The sequence below is a fragment of the Natrinema versiforme genome, from assembly GCF_005576615.1.
GTDB lineage: Archaea > Halobacteriota > Halobacteria > Halobacteriales > Natrialbaceae > Natrinema > Natrinema versiforme_A.
Genome location: NZ_CP040332.1, coordinates 362,648 through 389,532, shown reverse-complemented (window position 1 = coordinate 389,532; position 26,885 = coordinate 362,648). Strand labels below are relative to the sequence as shown.

General features: G+C 64.2%; 21 protein-coding genes and 1 pseudogene. 6 read left to right on the top strand and 16 right to left on the bottom strand.

What is annotated here, in order from left to right; translation table 11 throughout:
- Positions 1 to 653: 653 nt before the first annotated feature.
- The 7 genes from FEJ81_RS22685 to FEJ81_RS22655 all read right to left on the bottom strand — a co-directional run bounded on the left by FEJ81_RS22685 (position 654) and on the right by FEJ81_RS22655 (position 8,491).
- On the bottom strand, positions 654 to 1,997 hold the full coding sequence (locus tag FEJ81_RS22685; RefSeq protein ID WP_138247453.1) for an MmgE/PrpD family protein: 1,344 nt from the start codon (positions 1,995 to 1,997) through the stop codon (positions 654 to 656).
- A complete protein-coding gene (locus FEJ81_RS22680; RefSeq protein ID WP_138247452.1) occupies positions 1,994 to 3,106 on the bottom strand; it encodes a branched-chain amino acid ABC transporter permease in 1,113 nt (370 codons plus the stop codon). The genes FEJ81_RS22685 and FEJ81_RS22680 overlap by 4 nt, the downstream gene beginning before the upstream one ends.
- A complete protein-coding gene (locus FEJ81_RS22675) occupies positions 3,099 to 4,046 on the bottom strand; it encodes a branched-chain amino acid ABC transporter permease (protein ID WP_138247451.1) in 948 nt (315 codons plus the stop codon). Before FEJ81_RS22675 ends, FEJ81_RS22680 begins: the two co-directional genes overlap by 8 nt.
- 19 nt (positions 4,047 to 4,065) lie before the next feature.
- Positions 4,066 to 5,298 (bottom strand): ABC transporter substrate-binding protein, encoded by a 1,233-nt coding sequence (locus tag FEJ81_RS22670; protein WP_138247450.1) that lies wholly within the window; start codon positions 5,296 to 5,298, stop codon positions 4,066 to 4,068.
- Positions 5,299 to 5,394: 96 nt separating this feature from the next.
- Complete coding sequence (locus tag FEJ81_RS22665; RefSeq protein ID WP_175416552.1) at positions 5,395 to 7,020, bottom strand: ATP-binding cassette domain-containing protein; 1,626 nt, start codon at positions 7,018 to 7,020, stop codon at positions 5,395 to 5,397.
- 119 nt (positions 7,021 to 7,139) lie between these two features.
- Positions 7,140 to 8,120 (bottom strand): LLM class flavin-dependent oxidoreductase, encoded by a 981-nt coding sequence (locus tag FEJ81_RS22660; protein ID WP_138247449.1) that lies wholly within the window; start codon positions 8,118 to 8,120, stop codon positions 7,140 to 7,142.
- A complete protein-coding gene (locus FEJ81_RS22655; RefSeq protein WP_138247448.1) occupies positions 8,117 to 8,491 on the bottom strand; it encodes a nuclear transport factor 2 family protein in 375 nt (124 codons plus the stop codon). The genes FEJ81_RS22660 and FEJ81_RS22655 overlap by 4 nt, the downstream gene beginning before the upstream one ends.
- A 206-nt stretch (positions 8,492 to 8,697) precedes the next feature.
- Here FEJ81_RS22655 and FEJ81_RS22650 point away from each other — a divergent pair, with 206 nt between their 5' ends.
- Together FEJ81_RS22650 and FEJ81_RS22645 are read left to right on the top strand one after the other, a co-directional pair.
- Positions 8,698 to 10,068, top strand: coding sequence for an MmgE/PrpD family protein (locus tag FEJ81_RS22650; RefSeq protein WP_138247447.1), 1,371 nt, complete (start codon positions 8,698 to 8,700; stop codon positions 10,066 to 10,068).
- Positions 10,069 to 10,122: 54 nt separating this feature from the next.
- Positions 10,123 to 11,013, top strand: coding sequence for an isocitrate lyase/PEP mutase family protein (locus FEJ81_RS22645; RefSeq protein WP_138247446.1), 891 nt, complete (start codon positions 10,123 to 10,125; stop codon positions 11,011 to 11,013).
- Between the two features lie 18 nt (positions 11,014 to 11,031).
- On the opposite strand, the gene FEJ81_RS22640 is transcribed toward FEJ81_RS22645, so the two are convergent.
- The 7 genes from FEJ81_RS22640 to FEJ81_RS22610 all read right to left on the bottom strand — a co-directional run bounded on the left by FEJ81_RS22640 (position 11,032) and on the right by FEJ81_RS22610 (position 18,792).
- A complete protein-coding gene (locus FEJ81_RS22640) occupies positions 11,032 to 11,535 on the bottom strand; it encodes a LeuD/DmdB family oxidoreductase small subunit (RefSeq protein ID WP_138247445.1) in 504 nt (167 codons plus the stop codon).
- Positions 11,532 to 12,851, bottom strand: a complete 1,320-nt coding sequence (locus tag FEJ81_RS22635; RefSeq protein ID WP_138247444.1) for a 3-isopropylmalate dehydratase large subunit — start codon at positions 12,849 to 12,851, stop codon at positions 11,532 to 11,534. The genes FEJ81_RS22640 and FEJ81_RS22635 overlap by 4 nt, the downstream gene beginning before the upstream one ends.
- A gap of 38 nt (positions 12,852 to 12,889) precedes the next feature.
- Positions 12,890 to 13,837, bottom strand: coding sequence for a hydroxymethylglutaryl-CoA lyase (locus tag FEJ81_RS22630; protein ID WP_138247443.1), 948 nt, complete (start codon positions 13,835 to 13,837; stop codon positions 12,890 to 12,892).
- On the bottom strand, positions 13,834 to 15,042 hold the full coding sequence (locus tag FEJ81_RS22625; RefSeq protein WP_138247442.1) for a CaiB/BaiF CoA transferase family protein: 1,209 nt from the start codon (positions 15,040 to 15,042) through the stop codon (positions 13,834 to 13,836). The genes FEJ81_RS22630 and FEJ81_RS22625 overlap by 4 nt, the downstream gene beginning before the upstream one ends.
- A gap of 85 nt (positions 15,043 to 15,127) precedes the next feature.
- Positions 15,128 to 16,522 (bottom strand): dihydroorotase, encoded by a 1,395-nt coding sequence (locus FEJ81_RS22620; protein ID WP_138247441.1) that lies wholly within the window; start codon positions 16,520 to 16,522, stop codon positions 15,128 to 15,130.
- Entirely contained in the window at positions 16,519 to 17,190 is a 672-nt protein-coding gene (locus FEJ81_RS22615) for an isochorismatase family protein (RefSeq protein ID WP_138247440.1), read from the bottom strand. The genes FEJ81_RS22620 and FEJ81_RS22615 overlap by 4 nt, the downstream gene beginning before the upstream one ends.
- Positions 17,191 to 17,352: 162 nt before the next feature.
- Positions 17,353 to 18,792, bottom strand: coding sequence for an FAD-dependent oxidoreductase (locus tag FEJ81_RS22610; protein WP_138247439.1), 1,440 nt, complete (start codon positions 18,790 to 18,792; stop codon positions 17,353 to 17,355).
- A gap of 216 nt (positions 18,793 to 19,008) precedes the next feature.
- On the opposite strand from FEJ81_RS22610, the gene FEJ81_RS22605 reads away from it, so the two are divergent.
- Positions 19,009 to 19,773 carry an IclR family transcriptional regulator gene (locus FEJ81_RS22605; RefSeq protein WP_138247438.1) on the top strand — a complete coding sequence of 255 codons (765 nt, stop codon included), beginning with the start codon at positions 19,009 to 19,011 and terminating at the stop codon, positions 19,771 to 19,773.
- A gap of 1,093 nt (positions 19,774 to 20,866) precedes the next feature.
- Here FEJ81_RS22605 and FEJ81_RS22600 read toward each other — a convergent pair.
- Entirely contained in the window at positions 20,867 to 22,261 is a 1,395-nt protein-coding gene (locus tag FEJ81_RS22600) for a CitMHS family transporter (RefSeq protein ID WP_138247437.1), read from the bottom strand.
- Between the two features lie 145 nt (positions 22,262 to 22,406).
- Here FEJ81_RS22600 and FEJ81_RS22595 point away from each other — a divergent pair, with 145 nt between their 5' ends.
- On the top strand, positions 22,407 to 23,360 hold the full coding sequence (locus FEJ81_RS22595; RefSeq protein WP_138247436.1) for an HpcH/HpaI aldolase/citrate lyase family protein: 954 nt from the start codon (positions 22,407 to 22,409) through the stop codon (positions 23,358 to 23,360).
- A gap of 67 nt (positions 23,361 to 23,427) precedes the next feature.
- Here FEJ81_RS22595 and FEJ81_RS22590 read toward each other — a convergent pair whose 3' ends face one another.
- Positions 23,428 to 24,630, bottom strand: coding sequence for a CaiB/BaiF CoA transferase family protein (locus FEJ81_RS22590; protein WP_138247435.1), 1,203 nt, complete (start codon positions 24,628 to 24,630; stop codon positions 23,428 to 23,430).
- Between the two features lie 254 nt (positions 24,631 to 24,884).
- Between FEJ81_RS22590 and FEJ81_RS22585 the strand changes: the two genes are divergently transcribed.
- Positions 24,885 to 25,676: an IclR family transcriptional regulator gene (locus tag FEJ81_RS22585; protein WP_138247434.1), complete on the top strand. Its 792-nt coding sequence runs from the start codon at positions 24,885 to 24,887 to the stop codon at positions 25,674 to 25,676.
- A gap of 167 nt (positions 25,677 to 25,843) precedes the next feature.
- A pseudogene (locus tag FEJ81_RS22580) lies at positions 25,844 to 26,407 on the top strand (alpha-L-arabinofuranosidase C-terminal domain-containing protein); the annotation flags it as partial.
- Positions 26,408 to 26,885: the final 478 nt, after the last annotated feature.

The window sequence follows — 26,885 nt, the reverse complement described above, 5'->3', positions numbered from 1 at the left end:
AGTACGGCCTGCGCGAGTTCCGACCCCTGACCTTCGTCGCCGCGCTTACACGCCAGAAGAACCGTTTCGAGAGCCAGGTGTCATTGAGACAGGAGTTGTGAATTAAACGTACTCCTGTGTACGATCATGTCGGGGAAGAACTGAGAGCGTAGTATCGATCTATCCCCCCAAGCTATCACTTTCAAAAACAGTTAGAGAAGTAGAGAGTCTGGCATTGAGAAGAGGCACAGCATGGCTCACGATCTGGTTCACACGCGTGATGTCCAGACCAGAATTGACGTGAATCCGAATCGCGTTGCAGTCGACGAGACGACGATTCGACTCGAGATTCCGCTCGAGTGTCATCCATGTGTCGATCACGGAACGAACAGTAGTCGCTGTATACGGCCCGATTCGGCAACTGTGACCGCCCCCACGGAGTGGTCCACACTCGAATATGTGAGAGAAAATACTCCAGAGGGTGTGGTGTTTCTCGTCGACAGCAGACGACGACTCCGAACGCTACTCCACCGACGTGAACTCGGAGCTCGACGCCAAAAGCGCGGCAACCAGACTATTTCAGAAGTATTTCTCGAGATATGTATTGAGCCAGCTCTCTGATTTCAAACTATTCATCCGCACGAACCGACCCCGAAAACGGAAAGCGAATAGAACTACGCGTCGGAGGCGGGGACGACGGTCCGACAGAGTCGATCGACGTCCCCCGACCAGCAGTCCCGAAGCGTCACCCACGCGTCCGTCGCGGCCTCGCGCCCGAGCGTCGGATCGACGAGCGAGTGGAACTTCTCTCGGAGTCGGTCCTCCGAAAACCGACGCTCCACGCCGCCGCGTGCATGGTCGATCGTTGCGGTTCGTTCGCTCCCGTCGGCGAGTACGACCGTTACGCGTGCTCCTCGCGAGTCGGGCAGTGCCGACGTGAATTTCGGCGTCGAGTCGACCTCGACGAGCCGTGCCAGTCTCTCGGTCGCTGCGTCGAGCGCCGCGGGCTCGAACGCCGACTTGCCGGCGTGTCCGCGACGGAGTCGCGTCGCGACGGCGAACGGAATCGAGAACTTCGCAGCGAGGCGATTCTCGGGGCTCGGATCGGTGAGCGTCGCCGCGGCGGGATACGTTTCGACCGTGATGCGCTCGAGCGCCTCGGGATCGATCGGCTCCGTCGACTCCAGTGCATCGATTGCATCGAGCGTGGGATGGGTGTACCGGCAGGCCGCGTGGATTTTGAAGTAGCCCTCGGTCACCGTCCACCGCTCGCCCAGCGAGAGATCTGCGGGGAACTCGATCGGGCCGTCGCTCGCCCGCTCGAGGTGGCGAGCGAGACCGTCCTCGAGACCGGAAAAGCCACTTCGGGCATGACCGACCACGGCGATCGCGTCGGGCGCGTTCATCCCGGCGTACGTGTCTCTGACAGTCGCTCCTTCGATCGCCGCTTCGAATCGGGTGTGTTGGGCGTGGTTCGCGGCGATACGGAGTGCGTTGGCGGTTTCGTCCGCGTCCAGTCCCTCGTAATTGGCGACCGCGGCGGCCGCGCCGACGACGCCCCAGACGCCGTGCGGGTGGTATCCCTCTGCGAGCGGCCGGCAGGCTTGCGCGACGCGGACGGCCGTCTCGTAGCCGGCGACGAACGCCGTCGAGGCGGCTTCGGCGGTACCGCCATCGGCCTCGGCGACGGCGAGCACCGCGGGCAGGACGTGGATCGCCGGGTGTCCGGCGGCCAGTTTGTGCCCCTCGTCGAGCTCGAGGACGGTTCCGGCGATCCCGTTGAGCGTCGCGGTCTGGTGGCCGGGAAGCGTCGCCGTCGTCCCGAGAACGGTCGCGGGACCGTCTGATCGGTCGGCGTATCTGCGCCGGAGCGACGCGACGGGGTCCGTCGTCGACCCGCCGACGATCGTGCCGACCGTGTCGGCGACGACGAGGCCGACGTGGTCGCGAACCGGCGGGGGAACGTCGTCCGGAGAGAGGGTAGCGACGAACGACGCGAGCGATTCGTCGGCGGTCATTCGTCGTCGTCGGCCGTCGCCGAGGCGTTTCGCTTCGACGGCCCGTACGCGCCGAGCAGTTCGACGGCCCGTCGCGGCCACGAGATCGCCCCCTGCGGACTGTAGAGGACGATACCGACCAGCAACAGTCCGTAGATGACCCGGTCGAAGCCGGTGATGTCGACGGACTGCCGGGCGACCTCGCTGAGCGGAATCACGACGAACGCGCCGACGATGGGGCCGATAACGGTCCCGACGCCGCCGACGATCGCCGGCAACAGGATCTCGACGTTGACGAGCAGTTCGTAGACAGTGTCCGGGCGGATCGTATCGAAATACATCGCCCAGAACGCGCCGGCCCACGCCGTGAAGAACGCGCTCACGCCGATGCCGACGAGTTTGTACCGGAACGTCGGGATACCCACGGCTGCGGCGGCACTCTCGTCTTCGCGGATCGCGAACAGATAGAGGCCGAGCCGCGATTGCTTGATCGCGAGCGAGACGGCCGTGACGACGACGAGGAAGCCGAGGATGATGTAGTAGTACGGAAGCGTCTCCCGGAACTGGAACGCGGCGAACCCGAACTCCGCGCCGTACGACCGGGGCAGCGGCTTGAAGTAGCCGCTCGCGCCCCCGAGTTGCGAGAACGTGTTGAACGTGTGCCGAAGGAGTTCGGCGAACGCGAGCGTCGCGAGCGCGAAGTAGTGCCCGCGGAGGTCGTACCGGAAGCAGAGCACGCCGATGAGCAGCCCGTACAGGCTGGCGACGGTCGCGCCGATCAGCATGCCGAGCCACGGGTTCAGTCCGGCCGTGTTCAGGAGCAGGATCGTCCCGTAGGCTCCGAGCCCGAAGAACGCGGCGTGCCCGAACGAGAACTGGCCGGTGTACCCCGACATCACGTTCCATCCCTGCGCCGCGGTCGCCCAGACGAGCGTGATGACCAGCACGTGAACGCTGATCCACGACCCGAGACTGAACCCGAAGAAGTACAGGTCGAGGACCAGCGGCAAAACGAGCAACAGTCCGAAGATACCCGCGAGTATCGCCGGCGTCGCGTACCACTTCGATTGAAACGTCCGGTACTGTCGGCGGGCCTGATCGAGGCGACTCGAGACGTCGGCGTTACTCACTGACACCACCGCCGAGCAGGCCCTCGGGTTTGAGTAATAACACGAGGATGAATATCAGGAAGATCGAGATCTGGTACCCCGATCCGGGGAGGAAGTACTGACCGAACACGTGGACGAATCCGACGATCAGCCCGCCCAGCAACGCGCCGGGGAACGAGCCGAGTCCGCCGAGAACAACGATGACGAACGCGTTGATCAGGTACGAATCCCCGAGGTACGGATTGATCTGTTGGAACAGCGGGATCACCGCTCCCGCGAGTCCGGCGAGCGCCGCACCGATACCGAAGGTCAGGTAATCGATCCGGGGCACGTTGATCCCGACGTACTGTGCGGCCGTCCGGTCGTCGGCCGTGCCGCGAATCGCTCGTCCCAGCTGCGTCCGCTGAAGGAAGAGCCAGACGACGACCACGGCCGAGATCGAGATGAGCAGGGCGTACAACTGGCCAAGCGGGAGGAAGACGCCGGCGATGGCGACCGAACCCAGTCCGAGGCCGAGGCTCTGCGGATCGGTCGAGAACGTGATCTCGATGGCGCTGATCAGAATCAGCATGATCCCGAAGGTCACGATCAGCTGGTTCTCCTGTGGGGCGTCCATGATCGACGAGATCGTCGTCAAGTGGACGAGGACGCCGATCGCGAACAGGCCGAGCACGGCGAGCGGGATCGACAGGATCGGGTGCAGGCCGAAGGCCGTCGCGGTCCACCAGACCGTGTACATGCCGACGACCATCATCGCCCCGTGCGCGAAGTTGATCACGTCCATCACGCCGAAGATCATCGTCAGACCGAGCGCGACGAGCCCGTAGATGCCACCGAGGAGGACGGCGAAGGCTAGCAACTGGAGCGCGGTCGACGGTTGGATGAACGCCACCGTCGCCGATTCGGTCGCGAGTCCGCCGATCGAAGGCAACGCGGCCACCGAATCGAAACTGAAACCCATCGTTGCGATCATCGAGAGGTTACAGATCGATCTCGGTCTCGGCGTATTCTTCGGGGAAGACGACGCGATCGTCGAGATCCTGGACTTGGAACAGCGGTGCGAGGGCGTTTTCGTTCTCGCCGTTCTCGTCGAACGAGATCGGCGGCATCGCCGCGATGTGGTCGCTGACCTCGATCTCGGAGAGCGCGTCGTTGATATCCTCGGGATCGCTCGAGCCCGCTTCCTCGATGCCCGCGATGATGACCTCCGTCGCCGCGTAGGTCATCGCGACGTTGGCGTCGAACGATTCGTCGAACTCGCTTTCGTACCGCTCTCGAACCTCGCTCGCACGATCGAGAGTGGGGTTGAGCGCGAAGTTCGTCGGCAGCGCGCCCTCGACGGTCTCGCCCATCTCCTCGAGCGCGCCCACGTCGTTGAGCGCCTCGTTCGCACAGCCGGCGATGAACGGGGGCGCGTAGTCCTGGTTGTCCATCGCCCTGACGAGTTCGACCGTCTCCGCCTCGTAGGTCGTCGCGATCACGACGTCCGGGTCCGCGTCGGCCAGTTGCGTGACCGCCGTGTCGGCCGTCTCGCCGAAGTCGATGCTGACCTCCTCGACGATTTCGATGTCTTGGTTCGGCAGTTCCTCCCGGAGGCTGTCCCGGACCGATTGGCCGAAGTCGATGTTGATGTAGTACAGCCCTGCCGTCTGGACATCCCGTCCGGCGTCGCGGATGACCTGTGGCATCAACTCGGCGTGGTCGACCGCCATCTGCGACGCGGGCGGCTGCGGTCGGTAGGCGTACTGCAGGTCGTTGTCTTGGAGGATCGCGTCGTCGACGGAGACGGAGATGACGAACGGAACGCCGGCGCGCTCGGCCGCACGCGTCGCCGCGTTAGTGACTGGGGAGGAGAAACAGCCGGTAATGACGTCGGCCCCGTCGTCGATGAGACTGTCGGTCACTTCGCCCCCGAGTTCCTGATTCCCCTGATTGTCCTCGCTGATGACCTCGAGTTCCGCGCCGTCGAGCGACTCGATGCCGCCGTTGTCGTTCTTCATCATGGCGGCCAGCTGGACCGCGTTGTCCATCCGCGTCCCCGTTCCGCCGAGGCTCCCGCTCAGTGGGTGGTTCGATCCGATGACAACGCTGCTTCCGTCTCCGTCATCATCCGAGGGGTCCTGTCCGACACACCCCGCGAGACCGAGCGTTCCCGCGGCACCGACGTACTTGATAAACGACCGTCTATCCGATTGGCTGGTAGTCCTCCGCATACAATGGTATCTGGAACCAACCCACATATAAGTTTGCCAAACGAGGACATACGACAGAAGCGGTGCGATTGGAAATAGCAGATGGAGGCCGGGGGATCACTCGAGACCGAGATAGAGTTCGACGAGTTCGTCTTCATCGAGCAGTTCCGCCGCCGGGCCGTCGAACTGCAGACGACCCTGTGCGAGAATGTAGACGTAATCGGCGATTCGCAGCGCCTCGCGAACGTTCTGTTCGACGAGAATTACCTGTGCGCCCTGCTCGACGAGCGTCTGGGTCATCTCGAAGACGTCGTCGACGAGCGCCGGGGAGAGTCCCGCCGACGGCTCGTCGAGGAGGAACAGCTCCGAGCCGGTCATCATGGCCCGCCCGAAACTCAGCATCATCTGTTGGCCGCCCGAAAGGGAACTGCCCTTCGCGTCGAGTTTGTCCTCGAGATCGGGAAACGCCTCGAGGACGGTGTCGAGCCGTTCGCGACGAACGTCGCGGTCGACGCGGAATCCGCCGAGCAGGAGGTTCTCCCTGACTGTCAGGGAGCCGAAGATGCCGCCGTCCTGCGGGAGCATCACCATGCCGTGTTGGAGGTTCTCGGCGGCGTTCGTCTCGGTGATATCCGTCTCGCCGAGCGAGATCGAACCCGACCAGACGGGGACCGCGCCGACGAGCGCTTTGAGTAGCGTCGACTTCCCGCTGCCGTTGGGGCCGAAGATGCAGGTGACGCCGTCGTGGCTCTCGACGGAAACGTCGTCGATCACGGTGTGATTGCCGTAGCCAGTGACGATGTCGTCCGCGACGAGTCGGCGCTGCTCGCCGATCAGATCGGCGTCGGTCTCGACGACCTGCGTCGTTGCGCTCGCACCCGTCGCCGCCGCGCTCGAGCCGCCCCCCGACGCCGTCGCCGCGCCGCCGTTGGCCTCGCTCGCGGACGGGTCCGCGGCCGCACTCGAGTCGGAACCGGCTCCGAGTGCGTCACCGAGTCCGGCGTCGGGATCGGTCTCCGCGCCGAGATACGCCTCTCGGACGCGCTCGTCGCTGGTCACCGTCTCGAAGTCGCCGTCCATCACGACCTTTCCCTGATCGAAGACGGTGACGCGGTCCGTGAGTCCGGAGATAACGCTCATGTCGTGTTCGATGATCACGAAGGTCTGCCCCTCCTCGTTGAGTTCGTGCAGATGATCGAGAATTCGGTTCTGCAACGCCGGGTTCACCCCCGCAGTCGGCTCGTCGAGCATGATACACTGGGGGTCGAGCATCAGGATCCGTCCGAGCTCGAGGAGTTGCTGTTGGCCGCCGCTGATGTCGCTGGCCTCGTGGTCGGCGATGTGTTCGATCTCGAGGCGCTCGATGATCTCTTGGGCGCGCTCGCGTTTCCCCTCGGTGATCCGGAGTCCCGAGCGGAGGCCGGCGGTGTAGACGCTCAGCAGGTTCTCCCTGACGGAGAGGTCCCGGAACGGAGAGGCGATCTGGAACGTCCGGCCGAGGCCGCGTCGCGCGATCGCGTCCGGCGACGCGTCGGTGATGTCGGTCCCGTCGAAGTAGACCGACCCCCCGTCGGCGTCGTAGAACCCGGTTACCGTGTTGAAAAACGTCGACTTGCCGCTCCCGTTCGGGCCGATGATCCCGTGGATCTCGCCCGCCTCGACCTGCAGGGAGATCCCGTCGTTCGCGATCAGGTTGCCGAACTGTTTCCGTAACTCCACAGTCTCGAGTATCGGTTCGCTCACGGGCGTATATCAGAGAGTATCCGCTTAAGGGTTTCCCACAGTTCACCGGAGCGTTCCCGGACGATTGTCTCATAAACCACAGCCGGCCGAACCGCCCCGTTCACGCGACGGTCGCGGACTCACAGCGGCCGCGTCGCGCGCAGGAGCCGCTCATCCGCAGCGCGGTCGACGCCGATCGGCGCTCGGACGATCGGTAGATCGACGCCCGCGTCCCTGAGCGCGGTCAGTCGCTCCCTGACGGCCGCTTCGTCGCCGACGACTGCGACGTGGTCGAGAAACTCGTCCTCAACGGCCGCGGCCGCCGCCTCCGTCGTGGGTGCCGCCCGGATCGCGTCGATCATCGGCTCGAATCCCGCTTCCGCAGCCACGCGGTCGTAATAGCCCGGGATGTCGCGGAAGTACGTCGCGACGTGTTCGGCGGCGGCCGCACGCGCCCGTTCCGGATCGTCGGCGACCGACACCAGGACGTACATCGCGACGTCGATGTCGTCGACGGCGCGACCCGCGCGGTCGGCTCCCGTCTCGAGCCACTCGAGCGCCGTTTCGAACCGGGCTTCGGGGTAGAGGTTGGGCAGCCAGCCGTCAGCCAGTTCGCCGGTCAGGCGGACGTTACCCGGGCCGAGCGCCGCGTTGTAGATCGGGATCTCGCTCCGGACCGGATCGAAGGCGTCCCAGAAGGCGGTCCGGTCGGGCGCGAAAAAGTCGCCGTCGAACGCGCCGGGGTCGCCCGCGAGGTAGCGACGGACCAGTTCGACGTACTCGGCCAGCCGCGCGAGCGGCCGGTCGAAGTCGACGCCGTGGAAGCCCTCGACGACGCCCGGATGGGCGACTCCGAGGCCGAGAATCGCGCGACCGCCCGAGTGGGCGTCGAGAGTCGCGATCGCCTGCGCCGTCGCGGCCGGGGTCCGCGAGAACGGGTTGACGATGCCCGTCGCCAGCCCGATCTCGTCCGTGACCGTCGCCCACCGCTCGAGTTTCCCGAACGCGGTCTCGCCCTGCCCCTCGGCGGCCCAGACGCTCTCGAAGCCCAGTTCCTCGGCGGTCCGCACGAGCTCGAGGTCGTCCCGCGTCGAGAAGAGGACCCCCGTGCGCTCGGTCATTCGATGACCCCCTCGGCCGCGAGGTCGTTGTAGATGTCCAGCCGAGCGATCTCGCCATCCTCGATCCGGTAGACATCGACGTACCGAACGTCCTCGAACCGCTCGCCGTCGGCGTCGACGCCGAAGAGAGTGCCCTGACTGACGACGACCGGGCCCGCTTCGATCCAGTCCGCGTACTCCTTCGCCGCTCGCTCGTAGCGGGGTGCGAGCCACTCGAGCATCTCGTCGGCCGCGCCGGGGCCCTCGAACCGCGCTCCGGGGAGGGTGATCACCGCGTTCTCGGCGAAGCAATCGCCGACGGTGTGCCGACGCTCGTCGTCGGCCATCCGCTCGAAGAACTCCTCGACCAGCGCTCTCGGCGTGTCGGTCATACGCGTCGTGCATTCGGCGGCGTGGACTTAACGTTCCCCTCGGACCGGCTGCGGACCACCCCGCTCGGAAGATAGCTTTAGGTGTGCGTCGCCGAAACGAGTGGTATGGTCTCGAATACCACTCGCTCGCAGCGCCGCGAGCAGCGCGAGCGCAGTCCGATTCGTATCAGTCGATCGACCCCCGCCGCGCCGAGGAGGGACGACCCGTGACGACGAGCCCACCCGATCCGGCGAGCCCGTGGGAGGCGTCGATCTTCGACTTCCTCGAGCGGCCGATCCCCGAGTCGGTCCTCGAGCGGGGAGCGATGACCGTCGCCGACGTGCTGGCCGCGACGGTCTCGGGGAGCGCGGTCGAGCCGTACGAAGCGGCGTGGGAGTCCGTCGATCTCCCGGACGGGCCGTCGACGGTTATCGGCTCGAGTCGCACCACGTCGCCGGTACAGGCCGCCACGCTGAACGGGGCGGCGGCCATCGCACAGGAGATCGAAGAGGGCCACAACACCGGCGGTCACGTCGGCTCGGGCATCGTCGTCGGGGCGCTCGCGATGGCTGAACGCGCGGACGCCGACGGAGAGATACTAGTCGAAAGCTGTGTCAAGGCCTACGAGATCTGCGCCCGGCTCGAGGAAGCGATCTTCGCGATGAAAGACCGGCTCAACGAGTCGGTGCCGTGGCTCGTGCGGAACCCCCATGCGACCTGGACCACGGTCGGGCCCGCGCTGGCCGGCGTGCTCTGTACCGACCCCGATCCCAGTGTGGCCCGCGAGGCGTTCCGGTTGGCCGCCAACCGCGCCGTGGTCTCGATGGACGACCCCTACGAGGCGGGCCCGCCGTCGCGGAACCTGACCGCGGGCGCGTCCGCCGGCGTCGGCGTGACGATGGCCCAACTCGCGGCGGCGGGCATCCCCGGCTCGCCGGACGTAATGCGGTCGGTCTACGACCCGTTCGAGGAGCTGTTGCCGGACGGATTCGCCGAGCGGTTCGCTTCGCTCGGCGACCACTGGGCGATCACGGAGAACTACTTCAAGCCGTATCCGTCGTGTCGGTACACGCACGCGCCCGTCGACGCTCTCCGCGAAATCGACGGCCCGATCGATTCGAATGCGATCGATCGGATCGTCGTCGAGACCTACGCGAACGCGGTCGACATGGCCCACACCGAACCGACGACGCTCACCGGCGCGAAGTTCTCGATTCCGTACGTCCTCGCACGATACCTGAGAAGCGGCGAACTCCGTCTCGAGCACTTCCACCCGGACCGAGTCGCGGACGACGCGGTCCGGGCCCTCGCCGATCGCGTGACCGTCCGAGGGGCCGACGAGTTCGACGACGCCTTCCCCGAGAACTGGGGCGCTCGAGTCACCCTCGAGTACGCCGACGGCCGGAGTGCGGTCGGCGAACGGGCGTATCCCGCGGGGGACCACCGCGATCCGATCGCGCCGGCGGCGTTCGACGAGCGATTGCGGGCGCTGCTCGACTACGGCCTCCCGGACGGGACCGCCGAGGACGCGTTCGCCGTCGTTCGCGACCCGCGAGCGGCCGACACGCGGGAGATCGGTGCCCTGTTGCGACCCTGAGCCGGCCGCCGCGGGAACGAAAACCCATTAGCCCGACCGATTCTCAGGGCACCTATGTCCGATTCAGACGCGACGCTCCGAGACCTGTTCGATCGCGACGACCTCCTCCTCGCGCCGGGCGTCGCGGACGCGCTCGAGGCGACGATCGCCGAGCGGGCCAACGCCGACGCCCTCTACGTCAGCGGCAACGCCGTCGCAACGGCCGTCCACGGCGGTCCAGATATCGGCCTGACGACGATGTCGGAGACCGTCGATCGCGTTCGCGAGATCACCGGTGCCATCGACCGACCGGTGTTCTGCGACGCGGACGCCGGCTACGGGAACGCGCTGAACGTCTACCGGACCGTCCGCGAGTTCGAGCGCGCGGGCGCGGCCGGCGTCCACATCGAGGACCAGCGCGCGCCGAAGCAGTGCGGGCACTTCGACGGGAAGCGACTCATCGCGGCCGACGAGATGGTCGGCAAACTCGAGGCCGCGATCGACGCCCGCGAGGACGACTCGTTCGTCGTCGTCGCTCGCACCGACGCGGTCGCAGTCGGGGGGCTCGAGGCGGCGATCGACCGCGCCCGAACGTACGTCGAGTCCGGGGCCGACGGGATCTTCGTCGACGCCCCGGAAACGGAGGCGCAACTGGCCGAGATCGGCGACCGCCTCGCCGACGTGCCGCTGGTCGTCAACCTCCCCTACGGCGGGAAGAGCCCGATATTCCCCGCCGAGCGGGTCGCGGAGATGGGGTACGACGTACTGCTCTTCGCGACGACGGCACAGAAAGCGAAGCTACGGTTGCTCGAGGACGTCTACTCGGAACTCGTCGAAACCGGGAACGAGCGCGGGCTCGTCGACCGGCTCGGCACGTGGGAGGACCGCGACGACGTGACCGACCTCGAGACGTGGCGCGAGCGCGAGAAGCAATACGCCGCGGAGGACACGGACGGGTCGGAATGAAAACGGCTGCCAGCGGCCTCAGTCGGCCGACTCGAGTTTTCGTCTCGTGTACGGTTTGAGCCCGCCCTGATCGACGAGGTCCTGCAGGAACGGCGGCAGCGGTTCGGCGTCGTACCGGATCTCCTCGTCGTGATCGTAGACGAACCCCTCGTCGACGTCGATCGAGATTTCGGCCCTGTCGTCGATCTCGCCGACGCCTGGGCAGAGCAACACCGGCAGACCGAGGTTGATCGCGTTCCGGAAGAAGATCCGTGCGAACGACTGGGCGACGACGCCGGCGACGCCGGCACCGACGAGCGAGAGCGGGGCGTGTTCCCGCGAGGAGCCGCTCCCGAAGTTCTCGCCCGCGACGACGAAGTCGCCGGGTTCGACGTCGTCGGCGAACTCGGGCCGGAGGTCATTGAACGCGTGCTCGCCGAGTTCGTCCGGATCGCTCGAGACCAGAAACCGCGAGGGGGTGATCTGGTCGGTATCGATGTCGTCGCCGAAGACCCACGCGCGTCCGGTTCCGTCGACGCTCATCGAACCACCCCCACGTCGGAGACGGCGTGATCGTCGTACCGCGTCGTCTCGATCTCCCGCGGATCGGTGATCTCGCCGTACAGCGCCGTCGCGGCCGCGGTCGCCGGACTGCCGAGGTAGACCCGACTCTCCATCGACCCCTCGCGGCCGGGGAAGTTGCGGTTGGCCGTCGCCAGCGCGACATCGCCGTCGCCGAGCGCGCCCTGGTGCGTACCGAAACACGGGCCGCAACCGGCGCTCTGGAACGTCGCGCCCGCGTCGACGAGCGCCTCGAGCACGCCTGTCTCGAGACACCGCTGATACACCGCCCGGGAGGCCGGGACGACGATCAGGCGGGTGTTCGGGGCGACCTGCTCGCCCGCGAGGGCGTCCGCGACGACGCGGATGTCCTCGTAACGGCCGTTGGTACAGGTACCGACGAAGACCTGATCGATGCCCGTGCCGGCGGTCTCGCCCACGTCGACCGCGTTTTCCGGGTTCGACGGCTTCGAGACCTGTGGCGCGAGGGCGTCGCCGTCGTAGGTGTAGACGGCCTCGTAGCTCGCGCCGTCGTCGGCGGCGAGGTCGGGATCGACCCCGACCTCGAGACCGGCCTGCTCCTCGAGGTAGGTCGCCGTTCGGTCGTCCGGTTCGACGATGCCGGCTTTGCCGCCCATTTCTATCGCCATGTTCGAGAGCACGAGCCGCTGGTGAATCGGCAGGTCGCGGATCGCGCTCCCGCCGTACTCGGCCGTCTTGTACGTCGCACCGGCGAAGCCGACATCGCCGATAAAGCGGAGGATGAGGTCTTTCGCGTAGACGCCGTCCGGCAGGTCGCCCTCGACCTCGAAGCGGATCGTTTCGGGGACACGGAACCAGAGTTCGCCCGTGGCGAAGGCGGTCCCGAGGTCGGTCGATCCGACGCCCGTTCCGAGCGCGCCCAGTCCACCGTAGGTCGTCGAGTGGGAGTCGGCCCCGATGACGAGATCGCCCGGTTCGACGAACCCCTCCTCGATCATCACTTGGTGGCAGATGCCGTCGCTGATCTCGTACTGGTTCGCTCCGTACTCGGCGGCGAATTCCCTGACGATGTTGTGGTTGTTCGCGGCCTGTACCCCGTCCGCGGGAGCGTGGTGGTCGAGCGTGAAGACGACGTTCTCTGGCGCGGCGAGCGCTGCGTCCTCGCCGGTTACGTCCTCGAAGACATCGATGGTCAGCGGTCCGGTCACGTCGTGTGTGACCATCGCGTCGACCGTCGCCTCGACGTAGTCGCCGGCGGTCGCGTCTTCGCCCGATTTCTCCGAGAGGATCTTCTCCGTTATCGTTTTTCCTGTCATAGCTGTGGTGGCTGTGTTGAGTGTCTGTTTCGTGTCGATTAGTCGGTCGTCGATTCGCCGGCGGCGGCCTCGAGCACCTGCTCGCGGGTCCCGCCCAGTAACGCGCGGCTCGGCGTTCCCAGCTCGAGCCGGTCGGCGACGTCTTCGGCGACTGCGAGCAGCCGGTCGAAGTCGACGCCGGTTTCGATCCCCATGTCGTGAAGCATGTTGACGAGGTCCTCCGTCGGCGTGTTGCCGACGTCGCCCAGTCCGCCGGGGAGGATCGTCCCGCCGCCGAGGCCACAGACCGAGGTATCGAACCGCGAGACGCCACACTGCATGGCCGCGAGCGTGTTCGCGAGACTCATGCCGTTGGTGTCGTGCAGGTGGACCCCGAGGTCCGCGTCCGGATGCTGCTCGGAGACGGATGTCAGCGTCTCCGTGATCCCGCACGGGTCGGCCATCCCCATCGTCGTCGCGAGAGTCACTTCGTCGACGCCGGCCTCGAGGACGCGGTCGACGACGTAGCGGGTTCGCGCCAGCGGGATCCGGCCCTCGTAGGGACAGAAGAAACTCGTGCCGAGTCCCGCCTCGACTTCGATCCCCGTCCCCTCGGCCATCTCGACGATGGCCCTGACCTGCTCTAAGTTCTCCTCCAAGCTCATCCCCTGGTTTTTCTCGCGGTAGGTGTCGCTGATGACGACCAGGGCGTTGACCTTGTCGACGTCGGCCTGGATGGCCCGCTCCATCCCGATATCGTTCGGCACGAGCGCCCGGTAGGTCACGTCGTCGCGCCGGTCGATACGCTCGGCGACCTCGTCGGCGTCGCGAAGTCCGGGAACCGCCTCGGGATGGGTAAACGAGGTGAACTCGATCTCGTCGACGCCCGTCTCCGAGAGCGCGTCGATGATCTCGACTTTCTCGTCGGTCGGGACGAACTCCGGATAGCGCTGGAAGCCGTCCCGCGGGAGCATCTCGACGATCGTCGCGGACTCGGGGAGGGTCATCGGATCACGCCCTCCGACTCGAGTTCCGCCAGCACGTCGTCGTCGTAGCCCAGATACCCACCGAACACGTCCTCGTTGTGCTCGCCGAGGTCCGAGCCGAGGTGATCGACGCGACCCGGCGTCTCGCTGAACTTCGGAATCGTGTTCTGGACGGCCGCCTCGCCGAGATCGTCGTCGTCGACTCTGACGACCGCCTCTCGGGCCTCGTAGTGATCGTCCTCCATGATATCCGCGACGTTGTACACCGGCGCGATCGTCGCGTCGTGTTCCTCGAACGTCTCGAGGATCTCCTCGCGGGTGTGGTCGGCCATCCAGTCTCCGATGATCTCGTCGAGCTCCTCGACGTTCTCGAGGCGGCGCTCGTTGTCGGCGAATCGCGGGTCGTCTTTCAGGTCAGGTCGGCCGATCGCGTCGAAGGTCCGCATCGCGAGCGGCTGTGCGCTCGCGGCGAGGGCGACCCAGCGGTCGTCGCCGGTTCGGTAGACGTTCCGCGGGGCCGACGAGGTCGACCGATTGCCCGAGCGACGGGCGATCTCGCCGGTCTGATCGTAGGTCAACGGGAACGGGCCGATCAGGTTGAAGATCGGCTCGATCAGGCTCACGTCGATGTACTGCCCGGTGCCGCCGTTGACGTCGCGGTGGTACAGCGCGAACATCACCGAGAACGTCGCGTACAGTGCGGCGATGTTGTCCGCCAGTCCTGTCGGCGGCAACAGGGGCGGCCGGTCCTCGAAGCCGTTAACATAGGCGAAGCCGCTCATCGCCTCCGCGAGCGTCCCGAAACCCGGCTTTTCGGAGTACGGCCCCGTCTGTCCATAGCCCGACATCCGCAGCATGACGAGCCCCGGGTTCTCCTCGGAGAGGGCGTCCCAGCCGAGGTTCCAGCGCTCGAGCGTGCCGGGTCGGAAGTTCTCGATGAGCACGTCGGCTTCCGAGACGAGGTCGACGAAGACGGTCTGTCCCCGCTCGGAGGAGACGTCGAGCGTCACGGACTGCTTGTTCCGGCTCAGATACTTGTGCCACATACCGATGCCGTCCTTCTGGGTCCCGAAGTTGCGAATGTGATCGCCGTGTTCGGGGTGTTCGACCTTGATCACCGTCGCGCCGAAGTCGGCGAGGAGCCGACCGACGGTCGGCCCGGAGATCATCGATCCGGCCTCTACTACCGTGAGTCCGTCAAGCGGACCCGGAGTGTCGTCTGTCATCGAAGTCGTGTGTGTCGTCGTTCAGTCGCGTGTGTCATCGTCGGGTTGGGTCGCGTATAACGCTGTTCGTGGCGGGGTCGATCGTTCAGACCGGGCGATCGACGTGGGTGCCCGTGCCGGGCTCGGCCAGCACCTCGCCGTCCGCGTAGGCGAGTTCGCCGCCCACGACGGTGTGGGTCGGCCAGCCGGTCACGTCCCGCCCCTCGTAGATCGAGTAGTCGGCGACGCTCTGGAGCAACTCGGGCGTCACCGTCTTCGTCTCCTCGAGGTCGACGACGACCAGATCGGCGTCGCTGCCGACGCGGATCGTCCCCTTCTTCGGGTAGAGGTTCCACGCCTTCGCGGTGTTCGTGCTCGTGACCTCGACCGCGCGCTCGAGGTCGATCCGTCCCTCGTTGACCCCTTCCGAGAGGATCAGCGGGAGCATGGTCGCCGTCGAGGGGAAGCCGAGTTTGCTCTCGCGGATGGTGTCGCCGATCTTCTCGTCGGTCGTGTTCGCGCAGTGGTCGGTGCCGATACAGGAGATGGTGCCGTCGGCGACGCGCTCCCAGAGCGTCTCCTTGTCGCTCTCGTGGCGCACGGGCGGGTTGACCTTCATGCGGTCGTCGCACTCCTCGGCGGTCAGCGTCAGGTAGTGGGTGCAGGTCTCGCCGGTGACCTCGTAGCCCGCGTCCTGTAGCGTCGCGAGTTCGTCGGCCGTCCGCCCGGCGCTGACGTGGACGGCGTAGAAGCTGTCGTCGTAGTCGTGTTGCTTCGCGAGGCTCGCGCCCGCGACCATGCTCTGGGTCTCGGCGTAGTCGGGGAACTCCTCGACGAAGACCTCGTACTCCTCCTCGTCGGCGTCCGCGTCGGCCTCGGTCTCGACGTAGGGGTTGCCGCCGGCCAGCGCGTTCGTAATCTCGACGTTCTCGGAGTGGTAGCCGAGCGTCGTCTCCACGTCCTGGTCGGCGAGCGTCTCGATGAACGCGTCGCCGAAGTCGTCGCGCATCTCGCAGTCGACGCCGAACTTCTCCGCGGCGGCGTACTTGTAGTTCATGTACCACTTGAACGTCGTGATCCCGAACTCGTCGATGATCGTCGGGATCTCCGCGACGTGGTCGAACGAGAGCAGTCCCAGCGAGAAGAAGTAGTCGTGGCGGTAGTTCGCTTCGGCCGCCTCGACGTAGTCGCCCATGATCTCCTCGTAGGCACCCGGCCGACGGAAGAAGTTCCCCGTCGTCGTCACGCCGCCGACGAGATCCGACCGGCTCTCCGTGTTCGCGTCCTCGGCCAGCGAGTTGTAGATCCCGTGGTGAGTATGGGGGTCGATCGCGCCCGGCAGGACGTGGTCGCCGCCGGCGTCGATCGTCTCGTCGCCGTCGAGCGAGTCGCGTTCGCCGATCGCCGAGATCCGGCCGTCGGTCGCGGCGACGTCGGCCTCGAGCAGCCCGTCTTCGGTGACGAGAGTGCCGTTTTCGATCACGAGGTCGTGACCCGTCACGCCGACTCACCCATGTTCTCGAGGTAGTCCTCGACTTCGTCGGTCTCGAGCACTTCCGCGTACTTCATCCACATGTCGAGCAGGCCGATCTTGTGCGAGGCTTCGATCCGGTCGAAGATGCACTCCTGTGGCAGGACGACGTCGAAGCCGTGTTGCTGGGCGTCGACCGTCGTCGCCCGCACGCAGCCGCTGGTGGAGTTGCCGACGACGACCAGCGTGTCCACGTCGTTCCGGTTCAGTCGGGCGAGCAGGTCGGTGCCGTAGAACGCGCTCGCGTAGCTCTTGTCGACGACCGTCTCGCCCGGTTCGGGCGCGACGGGATCGACGATCGCGAGATCCTCGTGGTCCGGGTCGTCGTACGAACTCGGGACCACCCGCGTGTACCCGACGGGGATGTCGTTCCCCCGGGCGAACTCGAGGAAGTCCGCGATCCGATCGACCGCGTCCCACGCGATCTCTCCCATCGCGGTGCGGTGTTCCTCGACCGCCTCGAGGATCGGCACGTCGTCGCCGACGATCAGTTCTTGGACGTCGATGACGAGGACCATCGGGTTCTCGCCCGCGCCGCGTGACTCCCACGAGGACGCGCCGTCCTTGTCGTAGCCTGCCTTCTCGATGACACGTTTGTCCTGCTCGGATAGCAGGTCTTCCCAGACACGATCCGTCATATCTTGACACGTGTGATCGAATGACTATAAAGCTGCGTACTCGCCTCCGAAACCCGATAGGTTCCGGTGGCCCGGCGAGAGAGCGCCGCGCGGAGACGCGGAGAGACGGGCCGTCCCGTCGACGGACCGACCGGCGAGGGGGTGTGAGCGCGCGGCATCGAATCACACCTCGAGGGAGTCGCCAGCGTGTCTACCGGCGAGTCGGCCGAGTCCGAGCGCGGTGGTCAGCCCGTTGCCGCTGAGGTAGCCGTCCGCGCCGTGACCGCTGATCCCCGCCGCGGTGCCGCCGCCCGCGTAGAGGTTGTCGACGACGCTCCCGTCGGACTGCAGGACGCGGCCGTGTTCGTCGACGAGCAAGCCGCCCTGCGTGTGGAACAGCGAGCCGACGATCGTCGCGCCGTAAAACGGTGGCTCGAGGACGGCGCGGCCGTCGACGCGGCCGACCGAGTCCGGTTCGCCCGCTCGAACCGCATCGTTGTACGACTCGAGGGCCGCGGCGGTCGCCGACGGGTCGCACCCGAGTTCCGCGGCCAGCGTCTCGATGTCGGGCGCGCTGACGTACGAGCCGAGATCGACCGCCTCGTCGAAGTCGTCGAACTCGCCGCGGAGTTTCTCGAAGATCCGCTCGTCGAAGAGTTCGTAGCCGACGCCGCCCGGCTGGTCGACGACGTCGATGGCGAGCGCGGAATAGCCCTTGGCTTCGTTGCCGAACCGCTCGCCGTCCTCGTTGACGAGGACGCCGCCGTTCATGATGACCGCGTACGTCGAGAGCGCGCCGGTTCCCTGCACGACGGTCGCGTGCCCTTGGAAGGAATCCATGTACGCGATTTCGGCGTCGAGCGCCGCCCCCCAGCGGATACCGTCGCCGGTGTTGCCGTCCGAGCCGAAGTACAGCGCGTCCGCGATCTCCCCGCAGTTGTTCTCGACCATCCGCCGGTTGCCGGCGAAGCCGTCGGTCGCGAGGACGACCTTCCCCGCGCCGATCACCTCCTCGTGCGTTTCGCCGGCGACCGCACCCGCGACCGCGTCGCCGTCCGCGACGAGTTTCGTCACGGGCGTGTTCGTGAGCAGTTCGATGTCGTCGTCGGCCTCGATCCGCGCCGCCAGTTCGTCTATCAGATGCTCCCCGTTCCGGCCGGGCGGCGCATGCATCCGATAGGCCGAGTGTTGGGGGTACTTGAAATCGTCCACGAGTCGGAGCGTGATATTCCACTCGTCGACCAGCCAGTGGACCAAGTGCTTGCTCTCAGCACAGAGGTGTCGCACCATCTCCTCATCTGCCTCGTAATCGTTCTTCTCGAGGATGTCCCGGGCCATGTCGTCGGCCGTTTCCTCGATGCCCGCGTCGCGCTGAAACCGCGTCCCCGCCGCGGGGATCATCCCCGTCGACAGCGACGTATTGCCACCCAGCCGGTCCGACTTCTCGAGGACGGTGACGGTCCCGTTCGTTCGTTCAGAAGCCGCGAGCGCGGCGACTAGCCCCGTTCCACCGCCGCCGGCGACGAGTACGTCGGTTTCGACGTCGATCGTCACGTCGTCGACGGAGACGACTTCGGGCGTGGCATCTTCGATTGTCCGTCGGCTGTAATCGGGAGTCGACATACCGTGTGTATCGGTGCCACCGATACGTAAAGGTATTCACTCCGCTGATTCCGCGGCGTAACGTCGAAACGGCGGCCGATTCGCCACCCCGGAATCTCGCCGCTACGCGCTCATATACGGAGGCAGGGATCCAACGGACTGATCGTCTCGTTCGGGGGTAGCGAACCGCCGTTCCCCTAGAAAGAACTTTGCGGGTCGGCCGAGTAGGTGTCTGCAATGACAGCCCACGAATCCGAACGCATCCAATCGGTCGAGACGGCCTTCGAGATTCTCGATTACCTCCAGCACAACGAGGGGGCTGGAGTGACCGAGATCGCCGACGCGCTGTCGGTGTCGAAGAGCACCGCACACGGTCATCTGTCGACGATGGAGTCGATAGGACACGTCGTCAAAGTCGACGGAACCTACCGCGTCGGACTGCGCTTCCTCGAGCTCGGCCACCACGCGCGGTCGCGGTACAACCTCTACGAGTCGGCGAAGGCGGAAGCCGACCAGCTCGCGGAGATGACCGGTGAGCGGTGTCAGATAATGGTCCCGGAGGGCCACCACGGCGTCTACATCTACCAGACCGCCGGCGAACAGGCCGTCCGAACGGACTCCCACATCGGCAGCACCGTCGATCTCCACTGTACCGCGGTCGGCAAGTGCTACCTCGCCAACCTGCCCGAAGACGAACTCGAGGCCTACCTCGACGATGTCGGACTCGCAGAACAGACCGAACACACGATCACGGACCGAGAGGCGTTCCGGGACGAACTCGAAACGGTTCGCGAACAGGGGTACGCCCTGAACCGCGAGGAGCGGATCATCGGCATGCGAGCGGTCGGCGCACCGATCGTCACCGATCAGAACGACGTACTCGGGGCGATCAGTGTCTCGGTGCCGACGACCCGCATCGACGACCGCGCCGCGGAAGACGAGCTGCCGAAACAGGTTCAACGGAGCGCTCGCGTCATCGCGATTCGGACGACCTACAGCTAACTCGTTCGCTCTTACGGAACGATCCGTCGGGGTGGAGCGATATGACGCCGCGGAACCGACAAATTCACTCAGACGCTATTTCTATTTACACCCATATCCCTGTAATTCATCTGCGTTCGTCGTTCGGTCGTTCACCACTACGGAACGCTCACGGCTTCAGGATACCAACTCCCGAACGTGAGACGGCTGGATTGTAATTCAGGCTGTGCAGTACACGACAGTGCTCGGACGAACCGTTCGCCGGAACATTTCAAAATAGTCTTAGATCCGATAGGAAGTCTCTCGTATAACTTATCGCAAATATTTGCTAGGATCCAGCCCATGCGGTATCCGTATCGACGCCAAAGCCCGCGGTCGGAGAGTTCAACGTTGCGGTAGAGTGCTATCTCAGCGAGGGCTGTGCCATCGTCAGTGTGGTATGTTCCTCGTCGTGTAGCAATAATATCGAGGTAGCTTCCATCTTCGAGCCGAATAAAGCGGTAGAACTGTTTGGTCGATGCTGGATCAAGAGAAATGGACACCCGTACCGGCGATCGACACGTCGGGCACGCTGGTTCATTGACTGCAGTGCGGTCCGATTCGGCTCCAGTTGTCGGCCAGATACCGCCCTCTCATACCGAACTCTGGACGGCAGCCGTACTCGAGCGATACTGAATTACTATAGATAGTGAGTAGTGTAGTAAAGTGATAACTATCCTAGTAACTATTCTGAACCTCTTCGAAATCGGTCGTCGAACCACGGCCGAACTCAAGCACCGAAGGTGTCGGTTGGCAGCAGCAGTACTCGCGAAGAAGGGACATACCAAACTATCGGTCGTGCCGGTGTGTTCGTGTCGCTCAAGTCATCGGCGGCGAGTGCCGACCACACTCACGGCGTAGCGGTCACTGCTCAAATCGATTCGAACAGGATGATCAGATGTCGCCCCGGACAGAAAAACGGCGAACTAAACGTACGGTTGCCGATCAATACCTACGGGCCATCACCCGGCCGATATCGGGTCTCGAACGAATCGAGCGGCAGAGCTGGAAACGATTGGTATCGTCTGAATCAGCCGAAATCCGTATCAATACCGACGGAGAAAGGGTACGTGGTTCAGAACAGCGGAATCGCGCCCGTGAGGATGGCAACCGTCAGCATGACCAGCGACACGACCCACGCCCAGAGGAAGGTGAACTTGATGTGTTCGCCGAGGTCGACGTCGGCGAGTCCGATCAGCAAGTACGTCGCACCGGTCAGCGGCGAGATCGGGAACCCGACCGTCATCTGCCCGATCAGCGACGCGCGAACGACCGCGACTTCGGGGATACCGTACGCCTGAGCCGTCTCAGCTAACACCGGCAGTACGCCGAAGTAATAGGCGTCGGGGCTAAAGACGAGGCTCGCCGGCATCGCGATGAGTCCGACCAGAGCGGCCATGTACGGTCCCATCCAATCGGGGACGATCGAGACCAAGATGTTCGCCATCTCGGTGATCATTCCGGTCTCATTGAGAACGCCGAGCAGGACGCCCGCGGCGAGGAGAATTCCGACGTAGGTCATCACGTCCGAGGAGTACTCCTCGAGGATGTTCCGTTGTTCTTCGTAGTCCGGAACGTTCACGACGAGGGCGATCACGAGTCCGATCATGAAGACGATTGCCGGACTGGTGATGTCGAGCATCAGGAGCGCGATAATCACGACCGTCACGAGGACGTTGAAATACCAGCGCCGGTTCACTCCGGTCTCGAGTTCCGTGCCGCCGTCGGTCCGAAGATCGGTGTCGTCACCGGCGAGCGCTTCCGTGACGAGCCGCTCCCGTTCGTTCTCGGAGAGTTCAAGGTCGGTGTCGATCCGTCGGCTGAAGTAGTACGCGATCAGAAGGATCGTCGCGAATCCTGCGATCTGTGCCGGTATCAGCGGATTGTAGACGTTTCCGACGGTCGCAGCATCGACGGAGCCGATCGCTCGAACCGTGACACCGCCCCACGGGACGAGATTCATCGTCCCCGCGCTCAACGCCGCCAGCGCGGCTAGAATCTTCGTATCGACATCGAGTGCCGCGTAGATCGGCAGGAGCGCCGGAATCGTGATGAGGAAGGTCGTCGCACCGGCCCCGTCGAGGTGTGATGCGACCGCCAAGACCACCGTTCCGAACGTCAGCAGCGCGGGCCGATCCAGGACGACGTGGATGACTCGCCTCACGAGCGGATCGAACAATCCTCTGTCCCGCATGATCGCGAAGTACCAGACGGCGAACGCGAACATGGCGGTGATCTCGACGATCCCACCCAACCCGGAGGCCGCGAACTCCCCCAGTTCCGACGGCCCGAATCCGGCGACGAGCGCGCCGAGGACCGGGACGATGATCAGGGTCGGCACCACGTACGTAATCTTCCCGATGATCAACACCAGAATGAGTGCAATCACCAGATAGCCGATGATACCGAGCCCGGTCCCGTCGAGTTGCAACGGCACTACTGGCAGCGATTGTGTGATGCTAACTAACATCCTGTGGGACTATCCCATCTACCCTCATAATTATTTTGGTAGTCATTCACTCACTGAGGATAGCGACGCCCCGAGACGGGAATCTCCCGCCGATATCGTCCCCACCGAAGTACATATGGGCTAACGAATAGATAGTTCGGAGCGTATGAAACCGACCCGCTCAGCGCTGTTCATACCCGGTAATCGTCCGGAGTGGATCGACGATGCAGCGACTAACGGAGCCGATCTCGTTATCATCGACCTCGAGGATGCCGTCCCGCCGGCCGAAACGGGCGCGGCCAGAGACGACGTCTCGGACGCAGTCCCGACGCTTCGAGACGACGGCCAACGCGTCTTCGTCCGTATCAACGGACATCCGAACGCGTCGGCCGACAGTGTCACCCGAGATCTCGAGGCGATCGTCCCCCGAGAGCCGAACGGGCTCGTCGTCCCGAAGGTCGCGACCGCCGCGGATATCGAGGAACTCGAGGCCGTCCTCACGCATATCGAGCGGCGCGAGGGGCTGGATATCGGGAGCACGGAACTCCTCGTGACGATCGAAACGGCACGAGCGATGAAACAGTGCTACGAGATCTGTCTCGCGTCCGACCGCGTCACGTCCATCATGTGCGGGGCCACGAAGGGAACGGATACGAACCGTGCACTCCGGTTCGACTGGACGGGGCCGGGTCGACAAGGCCTCGAGACAGTACACATGCGGCAGAAGGCGCTGCTCGACGCGAGAGCCGCGGGTATCGATTACCCGCTCGCCGGTCCGTACGTCGATATTGACGATCACGACGGGCTAGTCGAGGACATCGAATTCGCTCGCGAAATGGGATACGAGGGATACGTCGTCGTTCACCCGTCGCACGTCCAGTACGCGAACGATCAGTTCACGCCCGACAACGAGACAGTCGAGTACTGGATCGACCTCTACGCAGCGTTGCAGGACGCGATCGATCTCGGCGAGAGCGCGATCCGTTACCGCGGCGAGATGATCGATACGGCGAACCTCGAAACGGCCCGGGAGCACCTCCGGCGTGCGGTCGCGTTTCGGGACGAACTGGACGACGATGTCGCGGAGCGACTAAACGACCTCGAGTACGCGTCGGACTGAGCAACGATGCCGGATCGCGAGCAGCACAACCAGTAGAAATCATCACGACCGAAGGACCGGTTCGACCCTATCGGTCGGGGTGAGCCGTCTCCGGTGACCCGACGACGCCGCGCTCGATCAACGCCGCGACTTCCGCCTCGGTGTATCCCATCCGCTCGAGCGTCTCGTACGTGTCTTCGCCGACGCGAGGAACGCCTCGAGTGATCCCCGTCGTGTCGTCGTCGTACTTCACGGGATGGTCGATCACCGACAGTTCCTCGTCGCCCATCCGTATCTCGGAGCGCAGTTCTCGGTGTTTCACGTGCTCGTCGTCCCAGACCTCCTTCGTATCGTAGATCGGACCGCTCGGAACGCCGTGATCAGCCATCACGTCGAACCACTCCGTCGTCGACCGTGCGGTTAGTTCGTCTTCCAGAATCGACTCGAGTTCGTCCCGGTTCGCACGCCGCTGTTCGGTCGTCTGGAAGCGGTTGTCCGTTGCGAGTCCGGGGCGATTGATAGCGGCGCACAATTTCTCCCAGTGGTGATCCTGCACGACGACGATCGCGAGATGCGAGTCCGCCGTCTCGAAGACGCCGTAGGGGACGAATTCGTCCAGTTTGTTTCCCATCCGCGGATACGGTTCATCTGTCGCGAATGTGTAGCCGGCTCGAACGGTCAGCCAGGAGAGCATACAATCTAACATCGAGATATCGATGTACTGTCCCTCACCGGTCCGTTCGCGCCGGAAGAGCGCGCCGAGAACGCCCTGTACCGCGTACATCGAACCGGCGATGTCGGCGATCGGGATGCCCGAGCGATACGGTTTCGAATCCGGCGGTCCCGTGATGCTCATGTTCCCCGACATCGCCTGTGCGATGATGTCGAGCGCGGGGTACTCGGCGTAGGGACCGTCCTGCCCGAAGCCGCTGATCGAGCAGTAGACGATTTCCGGATTCCGCTCGGCGACTGTCTCGTAGTCGATTCCGAACCGCTCCATCGCCCCCGGCCGAAAGTTTTCGACGACCACGTCCGCTTCCTCGGCCAACTCGAGAAAGAGCGCCGCGCCCTCGTCGCTCTTGAGGTTCAGGGAGACGGATCGTTTGTTCCGATTGACGGATGCGAAGTAGGAGCTGAAATCGCCGACGTAGGGCGGGTTGTGACGGCCCACGTCTCCTCCCGTCGGTCGTTCGATCTTCACGACGTCGGCACCCATGTCAGCGAGCGTCATCGACGCGAACGATCCCGAGACGACTTGCGTCACGTCTAAGACGGTGATAGTATCGAGCATGCGTTTCGTATCCTCCAGTAGTCAGGCCGCCTGAACGTGGAACAGGGACGGTAATAAACGTTTGTGCGAATCGATGGATTCGAACGATATCGTCCGGCTTCCGCCGAGGGAACGGCGACTCCGTAGCCGATCCCAGCACGCTCGTTCGGTATCGTCGCTCCGACGACCGGCCACGTTTCACGCTGTGAATTATATATCGAATCGATCAACTGGGAGTAACTCATAAATAGTCGGCGACGGAAGTCCGGGACGATATGGGAACGGACGATCCGGGCCGAACCGGCGATCGAGACGGCAGGAACACGATCAAAGCGGTCGATACGTCGCTTTCGATCGTCGAGGCACTCAAACGAGAACGGACGGCGAAAGTTAGCGAACTGGCCCAATTGACCGGGCATTCGAAAGCGAACGTGTACAAGCACCTCAACACGCTCAAAGCGCAGGGGTTCGTCGAGCGGAACGACGACGAGTTCCGTCTTGGACTCGGCTATCTCGATCTCGGCGGGCTGGTTCGGGAGCAACTCGAGGGCCAGCACATCATCAAGCCGAAGATCGCCGAAATCGCCGACAAAACGGAGGAGGTCGCCCAATACATGGTCGAGTCGAACGGGAAATCGGTCATCGTCTTCAAGGAAGTCGGGCATCAGGGCGTGTCGCTCCGAACGAGGGTCGGCGCGCAGCTCCCGATCCATCAGGTCGCGTCGGGGAAGGCCATGCTCGCGTTCATGCCCGACGCTCGCGTCGACGAGATCGTACAGCGCCACGGGCTGCCAGCGGCGACGGAAAACACGATCACCGATACAGAGACGCTCAACGACGAACTAGCAGAAATCCGAGAGCGAGGATACGCGACGAATCGGTCGGAGAGTACGAAGAAGCTATTCGCCGTTTCCGTCCCGGTGATGTCCGTCTCGGAGAACGTCATCGGAGCATGTACCGTTTCCGGACCGACTCATCGTATGAACGATACCGGAAAAACGTCACAAGTGGTCGAGACACTGCGAAGTGTGACAAACGAAATCGAACTGAATCTCGCTCATTCTTGAATTCCTTGCCATTCTCGGGTACCGACTCTCTGTTACTATTATGAATTGCCCGCGATTCAGCTATCGGCCCCCCATTACATCCATATGAGAGTAAAAATAGCATTCAATCTCCGCCGTTTGCCGCCGGAAACTCGAGCGGCAACCGACGGAGATGGAGAAGACGGAACGCCGACAACGGACTCGAGCAGCCGGGGACCGTCCTCGACGCACTCTCCGCGGCGGCCGTCCTCGATATCTTCAACCACTACAGCGACATCTTGACGATGTCGAACATCGCACAGACGGTCAACGTCCTGCAGTGTCTCATCGAGACCGACGCGGACGAGGCCTGGGCGCGTCCGACCTACCGCGTCTTCGACCTGTACGCGCCGCACAAGGGGAACGAGGCCGTCCAGACGTCCGTCGAGACGCCGGTGCGCGATCTCGAGGACGATCAGGAGCGGCCCCTCGTCGGAGCGTCCGCATCGACCGCCGGTGACGAGGCCTACGTCACCGTTACGAACCTCGACTGTCGCGAGACGCATACGGTCGAAGTGTCCCTCGAGGGAATGGCACTCGAGCCCGATGCCGTCGACGCGGAGATACTGTTCGAGGATCAAGCCCCCGAAACGGAAGTCGACGCCGACACCGCGGCGACGGACGCCGCCGACAACCTCGACGTGACGGCCGACAGCGGGTCGCTGATAGCCGATCTCCCCTCCTCAACGGTAGCCGGCATCTCGATTAAGTAGCTCACAACAGATCGCTAACGATCGCCGAGCCGTCCGTTTTCGGTCGTCGAAATCCGATGAGGGGGTCGGATTCGGTCGTGGCATCGACCGCTGGGAGCAGTAAGACCATCGCGGACGCTCATCCGTAGACGAGCTATCGGTTGTCATACAGAACGAGAGACAGATAGAGAGATCGAACGGACCGACGGACCGGTTGACGAATGCGGCTAGGCATCACGCTGGATCTCCGTATCGATGATCGAAAGACGAGTGATTCTATAGAGGTAATAAAACTGGTAGTTATAGGATACTATTTGGATATGAACCGTTACAGTGATCGTCGGTATCCGGAGTTTTCATCTCGAAATCAATGCCGGTAGCGACGGCGGAAGCGACTGAACTGCAGTATCGAATCGACGAGAAACGGCTGGCATCGGCATCGCATTGGTTATGGAATTTCTGATTGGTTTCTCGAGTAAGCACCACAATCGAAGTTTTA